The sequence below is a fragment of the Sporosarcina sp. SG10008 genome (assembly GCF_044569405.1).
GTDB lineage: Bacteria > Bacillota > Bacilli > Bacillales_A > Planococcaceae > Sporosarcina > Sporosarcina psychrophila.
Genome location: NZ_CP172607.1, coordinates 4,371,307 through 4,389,409, shown reverse-complemented (window position 1 = coordinate 4,389,409; position 18,103 = coordinate 4,371,307). Strand labels below are relative to the sequence as shown.

16 protein-coding genes and 1 other annotated feature are annotated in these 18,103 nt (G+C 43.9%); of the genes, 1 reads left to right on the top strand and 15 read right to left on the bottom strand.

Annotated features, from left to right (window positions below; translation table 11 throughout):
• Positions 1 to 404 precede the first annotated feature (404 nt).
• Positions 405 to 622, bottom strand: a binding site (T-box leader).
• Positions 623 to 663: 41 nt separating this feature from the next.
• From gltX to ACGLYD_RS20535, 10 genes are all read right to left on the bottom strand, one after another.
• On the bottom strand, positions 664 to 2,127 hold the full coding sequence (gene gltX / locus ACGLYD_RS20580; protein WP_338654025.1) for a glutamate--tRNA ligase: 1,464 nt from the start codon (positions 2,125 to 2,127) through the stop codon (positions 664 to 666).
• Between the two features lie 70 nt (positions 2,128 to 2,197).
• Complete coding sequence (gene ispF, locus ACGLYD_RS20575) at positions 2,198 to 2,674, bottom strand: 2-C-methyl-D-erythritol 2,4-cyclodiphosphate synthase (RefSeq protein ID WP_067204689.1); 477 nt, start codon at positions 2,672 to 2,674, stop codon at positions 2,198 to 2,200.
• 226 nt (positions 2,675 to 2,900) lie between these two features.
• Positions 2,901 to 3,584, bottom strand: coding sequence for a 2-C-methyl-D-erythritol 4-phosphate cytidylyltransferase (gene ispD / locus ACGLYD_RS20570; protein WP_354313468.1), 684 nt, complete (start codon positions 3,582 to 3,584; stop codon positions 2,901 to 2,903).
• 37 nt (positions 3,585 to 3,621) lie between these two features.
• On the bottom strand, positions 3,622 to 4,725 hold the full coding sequence (locus ACGLYD_RS20565) for a PIN/TRAM domain-containing protein (protein ID WP_399630310.1): 1,104 nt from the start codon (positions 4,723 to 4,725) through the stop codon (positions 3,622 to 3,624).
• 187 nt (positions 4,726 to 4,912) lie between these two features.
• Positions 4,913 to 6,289 (bottom strand): DNA repair protein RadA, encoded by a 1,377-nt coding sequence (gene radA, locus ACGLYD_RS20560; protein WP_067204680.1) that lies wholly within the window; start codon positions 6,287 to 6,289, stop codon positions 4,913 to 4,915.
• A 79-nt stretch (positions 6,290 to 6,368) separates the two neighbouring features.
• Positions 6,369 to 8,843, bottom strand: a complete 2,475-nt coding sequence (locus ACGLYD_RS20555) for an ATP-dependent Clp protease ATP-binding subunit (RefSeq protein WP_067204678.1) — start codon at positions 8,841 to 8,843, stop codon at positions 6,369 to 6,371.
• 356 nt (positions 8,844 to 9,199) lie between these two features.
• Complete coding sequence (locus tag ACGLYD_RS20550) at positions 9,200 to 10,288, bottom strand: protein arginine kinase (protein ID WP_067204675.1); 1,089 nt, start codon at positions 10,286 to 10,288, stop codon at positions 9,200 to 9,202.
• Positions 10,278 to 10,832, bottom strand: a complete 555-nt coding sequence (locus ACGLYD_RS20545; protein ID WP_067204672.1) for a UvrB/UvrC motif-containing protein — start codon at positions 10,830 to 10,832, stop codon at positions 10,278 to 10,280. Before ACGLYD_RS20545 ends, ACGLYD_RS20550 begins: the two co-directional genes overlap by 11 nt.
• Positions 10,833 to 10,864: 32 nt before the next feature.
• Positions 10,865 to 11,335 (bottom strand): CtsR family transcriptional regulator, encoded by a 471-nt coding sequence (locus tag ACGLYD_RS20540; RefSeq protein ID WP_067204668.1) that lies wholly within the window; start codon positions 11,333 to 11,335, stop codon positions 10,865 to 10,867.
• Between the two features lie 978 nt (positions 11,336 to 12,313).
• A complete protein-coding gene (locus ACGLYD_RS20535; protein WP_399630305.1) occupies positions 12,314 to 14,014 on the bottom strand; it encodes a hypothetical protein in 1,701 nt (566 codons plus the stop codon).
• Positions 14,015 to 14,238: 224 nt separating this feature from the next.
• Here ACGLYD_RS20535 and ACGLYD_RS20530 point away from each other — a divergent pair, with 224 nt between their 5' ends.
• Positions 14,239 to 14,823 carry a GNAT family N-acetyltransferase gene (locus ACGLYD_RS20530; RefSeq protein WP_338654038.1) on the top strand — a complete coding sequence of 195 codons (585 nt, stop codon included), beginning with the start codon at positions 14,239 to 14,241 and terminating at the stop codon, positions 14,821 to 14,823.
• Between the two features lie 41 nt (positions 14,824 to 14,864).
• On the opposite strand, the gene bioB is transcribed toward ACGLYD_RS20530, so the two are convergent.
• The 5 genes from bioB to ACGLYD_RS20505 all read right to left on the bottom strand — a co-directional run bounded on the left by bioB (position 14,865) and on the right by ACGLYD_RS20505 (position 18,067).
• Entirely contained in the window at positions 14,865 to 15,869 is a 1,005-nt protein-coding gene (gene bioB, locus ACGLYD_RS20525; protein ID WP_338654040.1) for a biotin synthase BioB, read from the bottom strand.
• A 1-nt stretch (position 15,870) separates the two neighbouring features.
• Positions 15,871 to 16,467: a biotin transporter BioY gene (locus tag ACGLYD_RS20520; protein ID WP_067204657.1), complete on the bottom strand. Its 597-nt coding sequence runs from the start codon at positions 16,465 to 16,467 to the stop codon at positions 15,871 to 15,873.
• A 148-nt stretch (positions 16,468 to 16,615) separates the two neighbouring features.
• Positions 16,616 to 16,801: a histidine kinase gene (locus ACGLYD_RS20515; RefSeq protein ID WP_156475936.1), complete on the bottom strand. Its 186-nt coding sequence runs from the start codon at positions 16,799 to 16,801 to the stop codon at positions 16,616 to 16,618.
• Between the two features lie 57 nt (positions 16,802 to 16,858).
• Positions 16,859 to 17,245: a hypothetical protein gene (locus tag ACGLYD_RS20510; protein WP_067204654.1), complete on the bottom strand. Its 387-nt coding sequence runs from the start codon at positions 17,243 to 17,245 to the stop codon at positions 16,859 to 16,861.
• A gap of 639 nt (positions 17,246 to 17,884) precedes the next feature.
• Positions 17,885 to 18,067, bottom strand: coding sequence for a hypothetical protein (locus ACGLYD_RS20505; RefSeq protein WP_340741263.1), 183 nt, complete (start codon positions 18,065 to 18,067; stop codon positions 17,885 to 17,887).
• Positions 18,068 to 18,103 lie beyond the last annotated feature (36 nt).

Below are 18,103 nucleotides of genomic sequence, written 5' to 3'. Positions count from 1 at the left end.
ATGCTCGGGTCATAAGCCAGCCCTACTACGCGGGATAGTGCTCCGCTTCGCAGGTCCGTCTTATGCCTGTCACGGGCCTACAGGATGTAGGTCATGCAGTGGAGAGGGATTGAACTACATCCCTCTTTGTTGCCAAGGCCAGCATGAAGCTGGTCATGCAGTCGTTGCGACAGGACGTCGCGATTTTAGACTGCCTTCCTCTTAAGTGGCGCACTTAAGCTGCGTTCATTTGTAAAGGCCGCTTCCGCTTTTCTTGTCTAGCTACACCGGCCAGATGCTCGGGTCATAAGCCAGCCCTACTACGCGGGATAGTGCTCCGCTTCGCAGGTCCGTCTTATGCCTGTCGCATCTACACGGCCGATTTCGCTTTTCTCATAAAAAAAATACGTCCCCGTCAAATAAATGACAGAGACGCATTGAATGCGCGGTTCCACTCCGCTTGGAAGGTGTTGGCCTTCCCGCTTGACGCCTATAACGCTGGCGATGCGTCCGGCCTACTTATACTTTCGGCACAGCACTCAAAGGGGCATTTCCACATTACAGAGGCACAGATCATTTACAGCCGATGATGATCCTCTCTGAAGAGCTTGCAATGTGTACTTATCCTTTTCTACGGTTTAGTTATTAACTTTCATTTTACATTTCAAACGATGAAAGTCAACGTTATTGTTTTGCGTATTTAGCGACTCGTTCAATTGTTTTTTCTTTCCCAATCAATGCAATAGATGCCTGTAATTCAGGTCCATGCATTTGACCAGTTGTTACAACACGAATCGGCATAAATAAGTTTTTCCCTTTATGGCCCGTTTCCTTTTGAACTGCTTTAATCGCGTCTTTAATAGATGCAGCATCGAATGTTTCTAGTGCTTCTAGCTTTTCTTTGAATGCAGCCATTACCTCAGGCACTTGCTCCCCAGCGAGTACAGCTTGGGATTCTTCATCATATTCAATCTCGTGATCGAAAAACTGGGCAGATAATTCAACAATTTCCGCACCAAAGCTTAACTGATCCTGATAAAGAGCGATTAAATCATGTGCCCATGCAGCTTCTGATTCAGTCATTTCTTTATTGATGAGACCGGCATCTTGCAGATGTGGCAATGCAAAATCAATTACTTCTTCAAGATTCATCTTTTTCACGTATTGATTGTTCGTCCATGTCAGTTTTTGTTTATCGAACATGGAAGGGGATTTAGATAGACGGCTTACGTCAAACATCTTGATAAGTTCTTCGTGCGTGAAAATCTCCTCTTCTCCACCCGGCGACCAGCCAAGCAGCGCAAAGAAGTTGAACATTGCTTCAGGGAGATACCCAAGATCTTTATATTGAGAGATGAATTGAATGATCGATTCATCACGTTTTGAAAGTTTTTTACGGTCTTCGTTGACGATGAGTGTCATGTGGCCGTATTGCGGAGACTGCCAGCCAAAGACGTCAAAAATCATCAATTGTTTTGGTGTATTCGTCAAATGTTCTTCACCGCGGAATACATGGCTGATTTTCATCAAATGATCATCGATAACAACCGCAAAGTTATAAGTCGGGATGCCATTCGCTTTTACAAGAACCCAGTCGCCGACGTCTTTAGATTCGAATGATACGGTTCCACGAACTAAGTCTTCCACTTTATACGTTACGTTTTCTGGTACACGCATGCGAATCGTATGTGTAAGTCCAGCAGCTTCTTTTGCTGCCGCTTCTTCTGCACTTAAATTCCGGCATTTACCACCGTACATTGGTGCCGCAATTCCAGCAGCCTTCTGCGTTTCGCGCTCTGCTTCTAGTTCGTCTGATGTACAGAAACATTTATAAGCATGACCGCTTTCCAACATCTCTTGACCATATTTTGTATAAAGGTCAAGACGTTCCATTTGGCGATAGGGACCGTATGGACCACCAATGTCGACCGATTCATCGTAATCGATGCCAAGCCATTTTAAGTTTTCAAGTTGAGAAAGTTCTCCCGCTTCGATATTACGCTCAGTATCTGTATCCTCGATTCGAACAATGAATTTCCCACCGTGGTTACGTGCAAAAAGATAATTAAAAAGTGCTGTCCGTGCCCCCCCAATATGTAAATGGCCGGTTGGACTTGGCGCGTAACGTACGCGTACTTCTGAAGTCATATGAATTCTCTCCAATCTGATTTTACTACTGTTTGCTATTTTACCACTTGCCAGGGCTGTTTAAAAGGTGTTACGCCTTAATGAGCAGAATCGTCGCCATAGAAGCAATTCCTTCTTCTCTTCCAGTGAAGCCTAATTGTTCCGTTGTCGTCGCTTTAACATTCACTTGTGAAATATCCGCTTTCAATAGCTCAGCAATACGTTTACGAATTACTTCAATATAAGGTGACATCTTCGGCTTTTGCGCGATAATCGTGCAATCGATATTGCCAAGTTTATAGCCTTTCCCTTCTACAAGAGCCCAAATCTTTTCTAATAGCACCGCAGAATCAGCATCTTTAAATTCAGCACTTGTATCTGGGAAATGACGGCCGATATCCCCTTCAGCGATTGCTCCAAGTGCTGCATCAGTAATAGTATGTAAAAGCACATCCGCATCAGAATGCCCTGTCAGCCCCCTGTCATGCGGTATCGTTATACCACCAATGATAAGTGGGCGACCCTCTTCAAATTTATGCACATCAAAACCTTGTCCTATCCGAATCATCAAAAAACCTCCTATTTTTCTTCTAACGAAAAGCGTAAGCGCCTATAATAAATGAACGCAGCCTAAATGCGCCACTTCCTGTGGCAACAGCTGCATGACCTACATCCTGTAGGCCACCGACAGGCATAAGACGATTTGCGAGGAGGCGTACTTCAGCCACACAGCAAAACGGCTTATGACCCAAGGGGCTGGCGCCTGGAGCTAGACACTAGTTCAGGTTGAAAACTTATACTTTCTTTCTTCTCAATAAAATCTCTCCGAACAGGAGATCTTCCTGAGTGGTCATCTTCACATTGTCATACGTACCTTCAACAATTCGTACGGATTCTCCAAAACGTTCGACCAACATCGATTCATCCGTACCGAGAAAGCCTTGTGCCTGTGCTTCGTCAGATGCTTTTTTCAGCAATGCATAACGAAATGCTTGGGGCGTCTGAATGATCCATAACCTGCCACGATCCACCGTCTCCTCGACAATGCCATCCTCAGCATATTTCATCGTATCTTTTGCCCGCACACCTACGATTGCTGCACCGTGCTCGTCAGCCACTTTTACAAGCTCAGTAATGACTGTTCGACGAATGAACGGCCTTGCAGCATCATGGACAAGGACAATGCCGCCCTTGCCATGCGCTTTCATACATGCAGCCACGCTATCTTGTCGCTCCCCGCCACCGTCGACCATTGCTACCACTTTTGTAATCGCAAATTGTTCAAGCATTGACTCGATTTGCATACGTTCGTCCGGTTTTACCGCAAGGATGACCCCGTCACACGCTGGATCCTCCTCGAATACTTCAAGTGTATGGATAAGAATCGGTTTGTCATCTAATTTCAAAAAAAGTTTATTGTAGCCGGCGCCCATTCGCTGACCGCTCCCAGCTGCTGGCATCATAACTGTATAGTTCAAGACTTCTCTTCCTTTTCTTTTCATGATTAAAAACTACTTAATTCATCTTTGAAATCTTACCGTTTTTAAGTTTCGCAAATATCATTCGTCCTGCCGATGTCTGCAATACACTTGTTACGACAACGTCGATTGCATTGCCAACGTGGAATTTCCCATCTTCAACAACAATCATTGTGCCATCATCCAAATAAGCGACGCCTTGGTTATGTTCTTTACCATCTTTAACAATAACAACATGCATATCCTCACCAGGAATAACAACCGGCTTCACCGCATTTGCAAGGTCATTGATGTTTAGCACGGAGACACCGTGTAAATCCGCTACTTTATTCAAATTAAAATCATTTGTCACAACGAGTCCACCCATCTTTTTCGCTAGATGGACGAGCTTCATATCGACTTCAGGAACGCCAGCAAAATCTTCATCTGTGATTAAGATATTCGGACCATCATCAGTTTGCATACGCTTCAGAACGTCCAGCCCGCGTCTGCCTTTCGTCCGTTTCAACGTGTCTGAGGAATCCGCAATATGTTGTAATTCAGTCAACACAAACTGCGGTACAACAAGCACTCCTTCAAGAAAACCGGTTGCCGAAATATCAGCAATCCGACCATCTATAATAACACTTGTGTCCAATATCTTGTAAAGCTTACCTTTAGTCTGAGTAGATGTATCCTCCACTTCTTTCTTTTTGAGTCCACCGCTTTTTGTAGATTGCACCGTGTGAATTATTTCCTCCCGTTTCTTAAACCCGACTTGAAAACCTAAATAGCCAAGAATAATCGACAACAGGATTGGAAGGACAGACGTTATAATCGGTATCTGGATACTGCTCACTCCAAAACTGACTAGGAACGCGACACTCAAACCGACAACAAGACCGATTGTACCGAATATCAGATCAAAAACCGGTGCTTTCAATAACCTTTCTTCCATCCATTTAATGAAATTAACAATTGGTTCTGTTAGGAAAAGGCTGATTAAAAAGAGCAATATTGCTCCTAGGATTGCAGACACGTATGGATTATTAATCCATGGGCTCGTAGTAAAAGAAAATAATTTAAATAAATGCGGTAAAAATAATACACCCAGTGTTCCACCGATAAGCAAAAATGAAACTTGAACTACCTTTTTCAACATATGAACCACCTCCTTTATTTTTTAATTATACATGTTTCCGCTTCAAACCGCCTTTATAAGGTCAGGTAAGTGTGATATTTCCTTCTATTCTGTTAGGACTCCCTCCAACATGTGAAAGTTTCTCATTTACTGCATCTTTACAGTATAAAAGTGACAGGACTGCCACAATTGCAGCCCCGTCTTCTACTCAATCTTTAAAAGCAATTTTCAGTGCATCACTGACTGTTTCTACGCCTATTACGCGAATGCCTTTCGGATATTCCCAACCGCCAATATTTGAAGCGGGAATAATCGCACGCTCGAACCCGAGTTTTGCGGCTTCGGTCACACGTTGTTCAATTCTCGATACTCGTCGTACTTCACCCGTCAGCCCGACTTCACCGATAAAGCAGTCAGACAAACCAGCCGCCAAGTCACGATAACTGGAAACGATGCTCATTAGCACAGCCAAGTCGATTGCCGGCTCATCCAACTTCACGCCGCCCGCCACTTTAATATAGGCATCCTGAGCCTGCAACAGCATCCCCATACGTTTCTCAAGTACAGCCATTAACAATGACACTCGGTTTTGATCGAGCCCAGTAGCCATACGTTTTGGATAGTTAAAACTAGATGGTGTGACAAGTGCTTGAATTTCAACAAGAATCGGCCGGGTTCCTTCCATAGATGCAACAACCGTTGAACCCGCTCCCCCCTGGGATCTTTCTCGCAGGAATAACTCGGACGGATTCAGTACTTCTTTCAAACCGGACTGCAACATTTCAAATATCGCAATTTCATTCGTAGAGCCAAAACGGTTTTTCACACTGCGTAAAATTCGGTAAGTATGATGCCGCTCCCCTTCAAAATAAAGAACTGTATCCACCATATGCTCAAGTAACCGCGGTCCTGCAATCTGCCCGTCTTTCGTTACGTGGCCAACAAGGAAAATAGCAATATTTTGCGTTTTAGCAATGCGCATCAGCTGAGCTGTACATTCACGCACTTGAGATACACTTCCTGGTGCTGATGCTACTTCGGGATGATGTACGGTCTGGATGGAGTCGACAACGACAAACGTCGGTTTCACATCCGCTATCGTTTCGTGAATTAATCCCAAATCAGTTTCTGCATAAATATAAAGTTCATCTGATTTTACGCCAAGTCGTTCTGCACGTAGTTTTGTCTGTCGAATTGATTCCTCACCTGAAATATAAAGAACACGTTGCCCTTTGTTCGCCAACAGTGAAGATACTTGAAGAAGGAGTGTCGACTTTCCTATACCCGGATCTCCACCGATTAAAATAAGTGAGCCGGGGACAATTCCGCCACCCAAAACGCGGTTGAACTCCTCCAAGTCTGTGCCAATTCTTGGTTCTTCTATCATCTCGATTGAGCTGATAGGCAGCGCCTTTTGACGGACGCCCTCTGTATGCTGAAATGCACCACGTGGCCCTTTTTGAACGGCTACTTCAACTTCCTCTTCCATCGTATTCCATTCTCCGCAACCTGGGCACCGCCCCATCCACTTCGCCGATTCATAACCACATGATTTACACATAAACTTCGATTTTCTTTTTGCCATGGAATCCTCCGAACACGAAAAGGACAGCCCATTCCTACCGAAAAGAACTGTCGGTGGGATGGACTATCCAGTTCACACTTTATTTTTCGAGTACTTCTTCTTTTTTCGCAACTTTCGGTTGTTCAGCGTCGATTCCTGTCTTGACGACAAACTCTCCATCAACCACATCGACAAGTACTTTACTACCTACCAGTACTGTTCCTTTTAGAAGTTCTTCAGACAAACGGTCTTCAATGTGTTTCTGGATAGCGCGGCGTAGTGGCCGAGCACCATATTCCGGATCATAACCAACATCAACGATTTTGGTTTTCGCTTCATCTGTCAACTCTAGTTCAATCTCTTGTTCGCCTAGACGTTTCGTCAATTCATTCGACATAAGCGAGACGATTTTACGCAAATGTTCTTTTTCAAGTGCATGGAAGACAATCATTTCATCCACACGGTTTAAGAACTCGGGACGGAACGCTTTCTTCAACTCTTCAAGCATCGCTGATTTCATGCCTTCGTAATCGCGTCCCGCATCTCCCAGATTAAATCCGACATAACGATTTTTCCGCAATTCTTGTGCTCCTACATTGGAAGTCATGATAAGAACTGTGTTTCGGAAATCTACTAAGCGTCCTTTTGAATCCGTCAATCTGCCATCTTCCAGTACTTGAAGGAGAATGTTAAAGACATCCGGATGAGCTTTCTCGATTTCATCTAACAAGACTACCGAATAAGGTTTGCGACGAACTTTTTCTGTTAACTGTCCGCCTTCTTCATAGCCGACATACCCTGGTGGTGAACCGACTAGACGCGATGTCGAATGTTTCTCCATGTACTCGGACATGTCAACACGAATCATTGCATCTTCATCGCCAAACATGACTTCCGCAAGCGCTCTTGCCAATTCCGTTTTCCCGATACCTGTTGGTCCAAGGAAAATGAACGAACCAATCGGACGTTTCGGATCTTTCAAACCTGCACGTGCACGTCGTATTGCCCGGGAAATAGCAGTTACTGCCTCACTTTGGCCAATGACACGTTCGTGTAGCATTTCTTCCATGTTGAGCAGTTTTGCAGATTCCGTTTCAGCTATTTTAGATACCGGTATTCCAGTCCACATCGCTACAACTTCTGCGATATCTTCAACTGTCACTTCGGATTCTTTTTGACCCTGCTTTTCTTTCCAATCTGTTTTCGTTGTTTCAAGTTCTTCTTTCATCTTTTGTTCTTTGTCGCGGAACGATGCCGCTTTTTCGAATTCTTGGCTTTGGACAGCTGCATTCTTTTCAGAACGAATTGCTTCTAATTTCAATTCCAGCTCTTTCAAGTTAGGCGGTGTCGTGTATGAACGAAGGCGTACTTTTGAACCCGCTTCGTCGATTAAGTCAATCGCTTTATCCGGAAGGAATCTGTCAGAAATATAACGATCCGACATTTTAGCAGCCGCTTCGATTGATTCATCTGTAATTTTCACACGGTGATGCGCTTCGTAACGGTCACGCAAGCCATGGAGAATTTGGATTGTTTCATCGACAGTTGGCTCGTCGACTTGGATCGGTTGGAAGCGTCGTTCAAGCGCAGCGTCTTTTTCAATATATTTACGGTATTCGTCAAGCGTCGTTGCACCGATACATTGCAATTCACCGCGTGCCAGCGAAGGCTTCAGGATATTAGATGCGTCGATTGCACCTTCAGCTCCTCCTGCCCCAATCAGCGTATGCAGTTCGTCGATGAATAGGATGATATTGCCCGCTTGGCGAATCTCTTCCATTACTTTTTTCATGCGATCTTCGAATTCACCACGGTATTTCGTACCCGCGACGACTGTTCCCATATCGAGTGTCATAACACGTTTGTCACGGAGAATTTCCGGCACTTCGTTATTAATGACTTGCTGTGCGAGTCCTTCAGCAATTGCAGTCTTACCAACACCTGGTTCTCCGATAAGTACTGGGTTGTTTTTCGTTCGGCGTGCTAATACTTCAATAACACGTGTAATTTCCTTGCTACGTCCGATAACCGGATCGAGCAAGCCTTCACGTGCCACTTCCGTTAAATCACGTGCCAAGCTATCCAATGTCGGCGTTGCAGCAGAATTCGAAACGCCTTGACCTGTAGCCGAGCTATCATTACTTCCCAGCAACTGAAGTACTTGTTGACGCGCTTTATTCAGACTAACGCCAGCGTTATTCAAGACACGCGCTGCAACCCCTTCACCTTCACGGATAAGTGCTAGCAAGATGTGCTCTGTTCCGATATAAGAATGACCCAGCTTACGTGACTCATCCACGGATAATTCAATAACTTTTTTTGCTCTAGGTGTGTAATGAACGATTGGACCGACATCCTTTGTTCCAGCACCTACAAGTTTTTCTACACCTTGTACGATTGTTTCAAAGTTGACACCTATCGCTTCAAGCGCTTTTGCAGCAATACCTCCGCCTTCACGAATAAGTCCAAGTAAAATATGTTCTGTTCCAATGGACTCGTGTTTCATGCGGATTGCCTCTTCTTGGGCAAGTTGCAATACTTTCTGTGCACGCTGTGTAAATCGATTAAACATCATATTCAGTCCTCTCCTTCTATACTATATATATACAATCAATTCCCCAAAAAACCATACATTACTCAAATGAATTCCTTTTCTAGAAAAGCGCAAGGCACCGTTCAGCCTCGACAGGTAGGAGGAATAATGCATTTCACAATCCCTCCCATTGCACATGGGCCTAGGGGCTGGTGTCTAGACACCAATCCATGCAGTAAACCTTATGTTTTCATTCCTCTCTAGAAAGAGGTAAGAAAACAACCACCCTTTTATACGTATTCAACCGAACACGCAGGAACTCCTTTATTGGCAAAATTGACTTTGACTATCTTTGACCTAACTATACCTAAACAAAAGACAATGTGCAAAATACCTGCTCACTCTTCCGTATTAATCTCAGTCGGAGGAGAGGATTTCTCTACATTGAGTCGTTCTCGAAACAGTTTCGCTCTGAATATATCCCGTTCTTCTTGTGATAACTCCGTGCTTGCATATTGTTGTAGGAAACCTGCCTGCATGAATATCATCAGTTCGTTCAAAATCGACATGTCAACGTCCTGGATGATGCCAAGATCGATACCGAGTCTGACGTCCGAAAGGCATCGTGCTGCCTCGCCTGACGGTAATAGTCGCGCATAACTAATTGTACCCAATGAACGGAATAGCCTGTTCTCAAGCGCAATTCTCGACTTTGAAAGTAACAATTCCCGCGATTTCCGTTCATGCCCAATTAACCGAGATGCAATGTTTCCAAGATCCGCGAGAATCTCTTGCTCCGTTTTACCAAGCGTCGTCTGATTTGACACTTGATAGACATTGCCAGGTGCTTCACTTCCTTCGCCATAACTCCCTCGGACGATGATTCCAAGCCGTGAGATAGCCGGGATAATACGATCAATCTGCTTCGTCATTGTAAGTGCCGGTAAATGCATCATCACAGATGCGCGCATGCCGGTTCCCGTATTCGATGGACAGCTTGTCAAATAACCAAAGTCTTCATCAAAAGCATACGGCAGTTCTTTTTCAAGGTAATCGTCAACCTGATCAGCCTGTTTATAGGCATCCTCAAGCTGTAACCCAGGATAGATGCATTGAATGCGGATATGGTCCTCCTCATTCACCATGACACTTATGGTCTCGTCTTCTGATAGAAGAACTGCGCCATGCCTGTCAGGAATTGCGAGTTGCGGACTGATCAGATGTTTTTCAACAAGTACTTGGCGTTCCAATGCAGGTAGATCGGACATCTTAGTATAGGAATAGCCACTTTGCATGGTATCAAGCAAAACACCCGTAACCGCTCTGTCTACCGCCATCGCTTCTTCTTCAGTGAACGCGATAGGAAAACGATAGCCTGTCAAGTTGCGTGCAAGTCGAATTCGCGTCGACATAACGATGTCTGAGTGCTCTCCGTAAGCAGTCATCCAAGGGGTTACCGCATCACGCATGAATTTTTCAATCGACATCGTTTTCTTCACCTCCAAGGGAAAGGTGTTGCTTTAGTGTATTCGCTTCATCACGCAAAGCTGCCGCTTCTTCAAAATGCTCAGCTTCTACTGCCTCTTTCATCTTCACTCGGATCTCTTCAATTTTCTTTTTAACTGCATATATTTCATTAAATGAAACCGGTACTTTCCCGGTATGAGTTGAATGGCCATTGTGAAGCTTGCCAAAAACTTGCGGTAAGCTGCCACGAAATGTGTCATAACAGTCGGCACAGCCAAACTTCCCAATATCGAGGAACTTCGGAAACGTTAAACCACATGAGGGACATTCGGGTCCTTCAAACGACTCTCCCCGCGTTTGCGGTTGTGCCTGGAAAGGATCAGAACCGCTAAACCAGTGAGATAGGAACTGCTGAATGGACAACGGCTCTTGATTGGGGTCGAAATGGAATGTTTGTGATTGAAATGCGCATTTCTCACATAAATGGCGTTCCAGCGATCCGACTACACTTTCTTGCGTAATCGTAATGGACGCAGTTCGTTCTTTACAATTTTCACATATCATCGAAAGCCACCTCATATCAGTTGGATTGGTGATTAGTTACGCTGTTCGTAAATAAGCGTCAAGAGCATTGCTTGTAAAATGCGTGCACGCATGATATCGCGGTCTGGAAGTGGCTGATGGATAGTTCTTCTATCAACCGCAGCAAGAATGAGCTTTGATTCGCGCTCCGTTATGACTTCTTCTTCAATTAGTCTGTAAACGACATCTAAAGCCATCGTATAAGAGGCTCCCGATTGGATACCGCCTAAAATATGTTCTATCAATTCTTTACGGGAATTCGCCTGAACGCGGAAAATACGTATGTAGCCACCGCCTCCACGCTTCGATTCAACCGCATAACCACGCTCCGCCGTGAAGCGGGTCTTAATAACGTAATTGATTTGAGACGGGACGCACTGGAACTTTTCAGCGACTTCATTGCGCTTAATTTCGATGGTTCCACACTGTCCCTCTTCGATTATTGCTTTCAAATATCCTTCAATAATGTCGGAAATGTTTCTCATACCCTCACCTCTTTCATACGGGGGATAAGCCGTTGACTTTGACTATCTTTGACTTGATTGTACATGATATTCCGCATGTTCCGCAATCGATACGCACCAGACTTAACAAGTATCGGCATGTGACAATACGTTTTAACCGTACAAAAAAACAAAAGCGGAAGCGCCTGTTAAGAAGCATAAGAGTTCAGACGTGGAATTGCTCCTTTTGCAGGTTATCCACTGTACGAGATTTTATAGTTTACTATATATGTTGAACAGATGAATACGATGTATGCGCTTTACAAGGGCTATTGGTAGGCCGCCGGAAATTCTAATACTTGGAATGAAATAGAACTCCTACCAATACCGCTTCGACGCTTTGTGGATGCCTCCCGCGATAAGCCAGAAAGAAGACCACTTTCAGTCTTATCGCTTCGGCTACCACGAAGTCGCGCCTTCGCTGGATGGTCAATGTGAGAAAGAGCATTTCATTATCTGTGATGAAATCTGCAAGTTGGAGTACGTCTTTCTTGACTATAAGTAGTATCAACTAGTAATCACATTATAGTCTCGGCATATACATCTCAAAACCACATTTCTCTCGATAATAAACACCCTAGTGCAGGCGCGGCAACGGGCTCGCCAAAGCGCCAAGCGTTCTACAATCCACACCCCGAATTAAGAAGCCACTGAAAAAGTTCTTTTTTAATAGTAAGAACTAGTTGATTGTAGTGAAGAGCGGCGACTCCAGCGGGAACAGCGCGAGCTGAAGACCCCACAGGAACGCAGTGACGAGGAGGCTGAAGCCGTGCCCGCGGAAAGCGTCCGCTCGGAACGGAAATCAACGGGATTGAAGGAAACAGGACTTTTTCAGCGGCCTCCGAATTAATACTCTCTCCTTATTGAGCGCCACAGTAGATTCAATGGGATTCTTTAATTCAACATATATAGCAACTAAAAATGGAGTGCAAGGCGAATTCGCCTTGCACTCCATTTCCGTTATTCCATGCTAACATTCGTCAACTCTTTCACAGGCAAGAATAGTTCACCCGTCTCTAAATATGTCACAACAAGCTTATCGCCTTGTTGAACATAGATCGAGAGTGGCACAGCTTCCGAAGAGACGATGAAGTTGCGTCCATCATCCGCTAAAAACGAAACAAGTGTAAAATCACCGACGCGCTCTTTGAATACACGCACGACCGTTACGGCCGCTTTCGCCTCTTCCGCACTCGAGCTACCATCTACACCGCTACCTCCGCGCTGAAGAGCTGTCTTATACAATTTCAATGCTTCGTTCGGCGTATTGCCGTAAACCGATATTTCCGGATTCGCTGCTGATACAATGAAGTAATTTTGCAGGAATCCATTTGAATCGAGCACTGGCGTTAACCAACTCGCTTCTCCGTAGAAGTTATACAAGACCGGCATTTCGCCGGACCATTTCTTTTCAATGAATTTCTTCTCGATAATCTGCAGTGCCCCTTGCGAATCCATATAGGACTCTTCCAGATTACCTGAATAATACGTTGCTTTTCCTGTCTTACCATCCGTCAACGCATAGCCAAGCATCGAGTCGACACCTTCTTTTGGACTTGTAAAGTCTGTGAAGTAATACATATGACCATTCTCGTCAAAAATCGGGCTTACATTCGCCTCTGTTCCTTCATCAGATGGCAACTTGACATCTTTCTTCCCAACGACTGAATTCCAGAAACCGTGGATATAGTTCCCGAAGTAACTATTTTGCAAACTGACCGCTTCAGGTGAAACAGCCCCGTCGATGAATTCAGGTATATCTGCAAGCGAATACTTTTTCACATCACCATTAGCAGGATCGACCATTACAATCCCTTTTACATCAAAGCCGTTACGCGCGGAAATGAATTCCCCATAAGAACGGATATAGTACGGTTTTCCATCGTCGTCAATTTCAAGTTGAACATCCCCGTAAAAAATAAGGTTCGGCATTTTCATCCGTATATGACGCTCCACTTGTTTGTGGAAGTAGGACGACGGTGTATACGTCATTTCTGCTTTCACAAATTTCGGGTTATCAGCCGAGTCTGTTGCACTCATCGTAAAGTAGCCAGGCGTTGTATCAGCACTCCACCATTTAAAGAAGCCCGAAAACTCCACGGGTGCAATGTAGACAAATTTGCCATCGACTTTTTGAATTTGCAGACTGCCGAGCTCATAGTAACTCGTATTCGGAACTTGCCCGAATGCTTTCTTCATCTTATTGCGTGCAAACTTCGGTGGAACACTTGCCGGCGTTTTTGTTTCATCGAACGCTGAAATCTCCACTTGCTGATCCATTTCAACTGCTTTGTATTTCTTGTCGGCGTTGAAGAGCGGCGCGCTAAGTATATATGCCCCAAAAACAAGTGCACCGAGGAACAGGACCAATTTCACTTTGCGGTCTTTGCCACCTGCCGACAAAGCACCTAGCAAAGTAACGACTAAAAGCACCATCCACAGAGACGTCCAGTTACGGTCCATGTTTGTCGTATAGTAAAACACGAATACGGCTATAGCAGATAATATAGCTACGGTAGCAATCGCAGCTCCTCTATTAAAAGGAGTTCTTACAGCTTCCTCATCCGCACCGCGCTTCGCTTGAGTACTTAATATAAATGGGACAATCACTAGACTGAACACGATGCCCACAATAATTGAGAATATAAGTAAATTAAACATATATACACCCTTTTCCACTGAGTAAGATTTTTTGTTGTTAGCTAAGTATACGGATAATCTAGGAAATAGTTTCATTTACTTAATTAAAACCGAGCAAGTTTATTTATTTAAAATAATGGGTATACAGTAGAATAGAGGATTTTTTACTACCCTTCTTTTTTCCTCGGTCTCACAATCCAAAACAAAAAACTCCGGGGTAAATAAACCATTGGAGGCAACACATTTTGAATTGGTATGAGAAGCTAAATGAATACTTCCCCGTTGAAGAGATGAAGTCAAAGGAACATATGGATGCGTTACTAACTGACAAGAAAAGTGTTTATAAGAAGGATGAAGGACCTCATCATGTGCTCATGTATGTCGAGTTCGAGAAGTTTATATTCGTCGACTACTTGTTCGTTTCAACACAATCACGCGGCATGGGACTTGGCAGCAAATTATTAACAATGTTAAAATCCAAGAATAAACCGATTCTCCTTGAAGTGGAGCCAGTCGATTATGAAGATACAGATACTGCAAAACGACTTAAATTTTACTCACGTGAAAACTTCACACATGCACAGCGCATCGGCTATAATCGTCGCTCCCTTGCAACAGGCGAAAATACGGTACTTGAAATCTTATACTGGTCGCCAACTGATTCAGGTGAAGAAGAAATCTACAATGCAATGACACAGACGTACGATGAAATCCACACTTATAAAGATGAAATATTTTATGGTAAAAAGTACGATCCTACTGATAAAGTACTTATTTTTCACACAAAAGGCAAAAGAGATATTCTGCAACCATTTGATACACCTGAATGAAAAAATGGACATCCCGTCGAAATGGGATGTCCATTTTTCAATCACACTGGAACAGGCTGTTTTGCTAAAGGTTCTAAGTCTATTTCGAATCCCATATCCTTCAGCGTTTGATAGTCTCTTTCACTTTCCTGGCCGGTTGTCGTTAAATAATCCCCAATAAAAATCGAGTTTGCCGGGTATAGCCCTAACGGCTGAAGACTGCGTAAGTTCACTTCACGCCCGCCGGAAATCCTGATTTCCTTTGTGGGATTAATGAATCTGAACAAGCATAGTACTCTCAAGCAATAGAGCGGTGTTAACTCGTCTGTCCCGCCAAGGGGTGTCCCATCCACGGCATGTAAAAAGTTCACCGGAATCGAATCTGCATCCATTGCATACAAACTGCGTGCCATTGAAACGACGTCTTGTTTCGTTTCACGCATACCAATGATAACGCCAGAACATGGTGAAATACCCGACTGCTTCACAAGATCGACCGTGTTTACGCGGTCCTCATATGTATGAGACGTTGTGATACTTTCATGGTGGGCTTCCGACGTATTGATGTTGTGATTGTAACGGTCGACGCCAGCATCTTTCAATCGGGACGCTTGGTCCGGTTTTAACAGTCCAAGACATGCACAAACGGTCATATGCTCATACTTCGACTTGATTTCCTTCACGGAATTAATAACAATTTCGAGTTCACGGTTTGCAGGACCTCTCCCGCTAGCCACAATACAGTAGGTTCCTGCATTCAATTCGGCTGCTCTAGCTGCACCTGCTACAATTTCTTCTTTTTTCATCATGGCATACTTTTCGATTGGCGCTTTTGAAATAATCGACTGTGCACAATACCCGCAGTTTTCCGGGCATAAGCCAGATTTCGTATTCATTATCATATTAAGCTTCACTTTATTCCCATAATAATGTTTCCGGATTATATAAGCCGCGTGCAAAAGCGGCAGCAAGTCCTCTTCTGGACTCCCCAATATCGATAGGGCTTCCTCATCCGTCAGGACATGTCCTTCTAGAACACGTTCAGCTAACCCAGTATACTTCGTCATATTAGCGCCTCACTTTCAATACCTTATACATACGGTGTCCAAAGATTCCAGCAAGGACGGCAAGGATAATATCTTTCGGCAGTGGCGGCACCATCCATAGCCACGCTACTTTGTATGTAAAGGCATCCGGTGCCGCAGCCCAGAGCTTATAGGCATAATACATCCAGTTCGTTCCGATTACATAATTTAGAACCATTCCAACGATTGCTGCAATAATATAACCATGTAATTTCCCGTTCTTTTCAACGATTTTCCCGACGATGAATGCTACTAAAATGTAAGATATGATAAATCCGAATGTCGGACTGATAATTGATCCAAAACCACCACTGAATCTCGCAAATACAGGCGCCCCCGCAAGCCCGATGAACATATAGACCGCCATTGCCAGTGCACCCCTGCGACTACCAAGAATAAGTCCCGCAAGAATCGCAAAAAATGTCTGCAATGTAATCGGCACACCACCCACAACTAGAAATGGTACAAATGCGGTAATATTTGCGCCAATCATCATCAGTGCTGCGAACATTCCACTGTAGACAAGTGTTAACGGACTCATTGCGCTTTTACTTTTTGTTTTTACTGTAGCTGTTGTCATGATATGATACACCCCTAAAGTTTATGTTATCTTTAACAGAATAATAGATAACACATTATGAGTCAACAAATATTTAACGGAAGTTAACACAAATGACGTATTAGCAAATAAACAAAAGACCGATAGCAAATTCGCTATCGGTCTCTCTTTAGGATTTTTCGCCTTCGTCTTTTGGAAATAAAAAGTAAGAAATGATCCCGCTCAAAATCATCGCACCAATTATAATAGCCAAGCGCGTTAATCCGGGCACTTCTTGGAATTCTTTCGTCAATTTCATCCAGCCAAACCCTCCAACGAGCAGCATGACTGGAATGACAAATTTAAAAGCTCTCAACAAACTCACCTACTGTATATCATTATGGTAGCTTTATTCTACCATAAATCTGACCTATCACCAGCCGCGGCGATTTCCACAGCCACAACCGGGACGATGTCCACAGCCAGGACGATTACCGATACCGCCAACTTGCGGACCGAATCCGCCCATTCCTGGTCCCATACCTGGACCCATTCCGCCCATTCCTGGACCGAAACCTGGTCGAGCAGGGAGTGTTTGCCCCATCACATTCTGTGTTGTTTCTGTGAAATAGTGACGTGGAATTTCAACGTTATGCACCCGATTCACATTGACGATCGGATGGATATAAGGAACTTCACGCGGTACAAATTGATCGTGACAACGATACTGCGTCGGACATACTACCGGGCGTACTTGATTGCCACCCATCATATTCCCTTGATGACAATTTGGCTGCTGCCAATTACCTTGTTGCATCATACTATCACCTCCTCCTTCTAGTAGATGTGAAAAGAAGGAAGACAAACGGGCGATAGACACTATGAACTTTAATGAATATTGGATAATCTACTAACTACAGATGTTGAAATAAAGATTCCATTCAAATCCGCTGTGGCGCTCGGGGTTGCCTCCCATTGCGGACACAGGAAATAATAGAATTTCTTCTTGGTATAAACTGTATAATTTATGCAAAGTACGCAAAAATTATACAAACCGAACTCTTCGTTGTTCGGTTGGCTGCCCCTTTTAAGGCGCCTTCACCCAGTTTCCACATGTATTCGTATATTCAATATAGATTATAGCGCTTAGTCTTGAACTCCTGCATTACGCATTCTTCTGTAGTATAGAAACACTCGAGTCACTAGAAAGAGTGGGCTGATAGAACTGGCAATCAGAAAAGCCAGTATTACTTTATGGACGAGAGATCTATCATAATCAATATTAAAATTCATCCATAACACAAATGTCAGCAATGCGACTGAATAACTCGCCATAATACCATTCATAATCATTATTCTTCACACTTGCCCTTTTCGTTCCGCCTCATCGAAGCTCTTTATTTCAACCTATATAGAGCATTAAAAAAACAGAAAAACCTCACATCGCTGTGAGGTTTAGTTATTGGTAATCACGCGGAAGTTTTTTTTCATCCTCGAAGGAATCGGACTTTTCTCTTCTTTTCTCAAGCATTTCATATTGCTCATAAATTGGACCACCTTCGCCAATCATTTTTAATTTGGCGATGAAATCCTTATTAGTCCTAAGCTCCATTTCTGACGATTCAATAGGTAAACGTTCCATAGTCTATCATCCTCTCATCATTTTGCCGGGGCTAAA

Excerpts from the sequence above, each read along its gene's own strand:
- ACGLYD_RS20505 (WP_340741263.1), bottom strand. The coding sequence starts at position 18,067 with ATGGAACGTTTACCTATTGAATCGTCAGAAATGGAGCTTAGGACTAAT.
- ACGLYD_RS20565 (WP_399630310.1), bottom strand. The coding sequence starts at position 4,725 with ATGTTGAAAAAGGTAGTTCAAGTTTCATTTTTGCTTATCGGTGGAACA.
- radA (WP_067204680.1), bottom strand. The coding sequence starts at position 6,289 with ATGGCAAAAAGAAAATCGAAGTTTATGTGTAAATCATGTGGTTATGAA.
- ACGLYD_RS20555 (WP_067204678.1), bottom strand. The coding sequence starts at position 8,843 with ATGATGTTTAATCGATTTACACAGCGTGCACAGAAAGTATTGCAACTT.
- ispF (WP_067204689.1), bottom strand. The coding sequence starts at position 2,674 with ATGATTCGGATAGGACAAGGTTTTGATGTGCATAAATTTGAAGAGGGT.
- ACGLYD_RS20510 (WP_067204654.1), bottom strand. The coding sequence starts at position 17,245 with ATGATGCAACAAGGTAATTGGCAGCAGCCAAATTGTCATCAAGGGAAT.
- ACGLYD_RS20535 (WP_399630305.1), bottom strand. The coding sequence starts at position 14,014 with ATGTTTAATTTACTTATATTCTCAATTATTGTGGGCATCGTGTTCAGT.
- ACGLYD_RS20550 (WP_067204675.1), bottom strand. The coding sequence starts at position 10,288 with ATGTCGATTGAAAAATTCATGCGTGATGCGGTAACCCCTTGGATGACT.
- ACGLYD_RS20540 (WP_067204668.1), bottom strand. The coding sequence starts at position 11,335 with ATGAGAAACATTTCCGACATTATTGAAGGATATTTGAAAGCAATAATC.
- bioB (WP_338654040.1), bottom strand. The coding sequence starts at position 15,869 with ATGACGAAGTATACTGGGTTAGCTGAACGTGTTCTAGAAGGACATGTC.
- ACGLYD_RS20520 (WP_067204657.1), bottom strand. The coding sequence starts at position 16,467 with ATGACAACAGCTACAGTAAAAACAAAAAGTAAAAGCGCAATGAGTCCG.
- ACGLYD_RS20545 (WP_067204672.1), bottom strand. The coding sequence starts at position 10,832 with ATGATATGTGAAAATTGTAAAGAACGAACTGCGTCCATTACGATTACG.
- gltX (WP_338654025.1), bottom strand. The coding sequence starts at position 2,127 with ATGACTTCAGAAGTACGCGTACGTTACGCGCCAAGTCCAACCGGCCAT.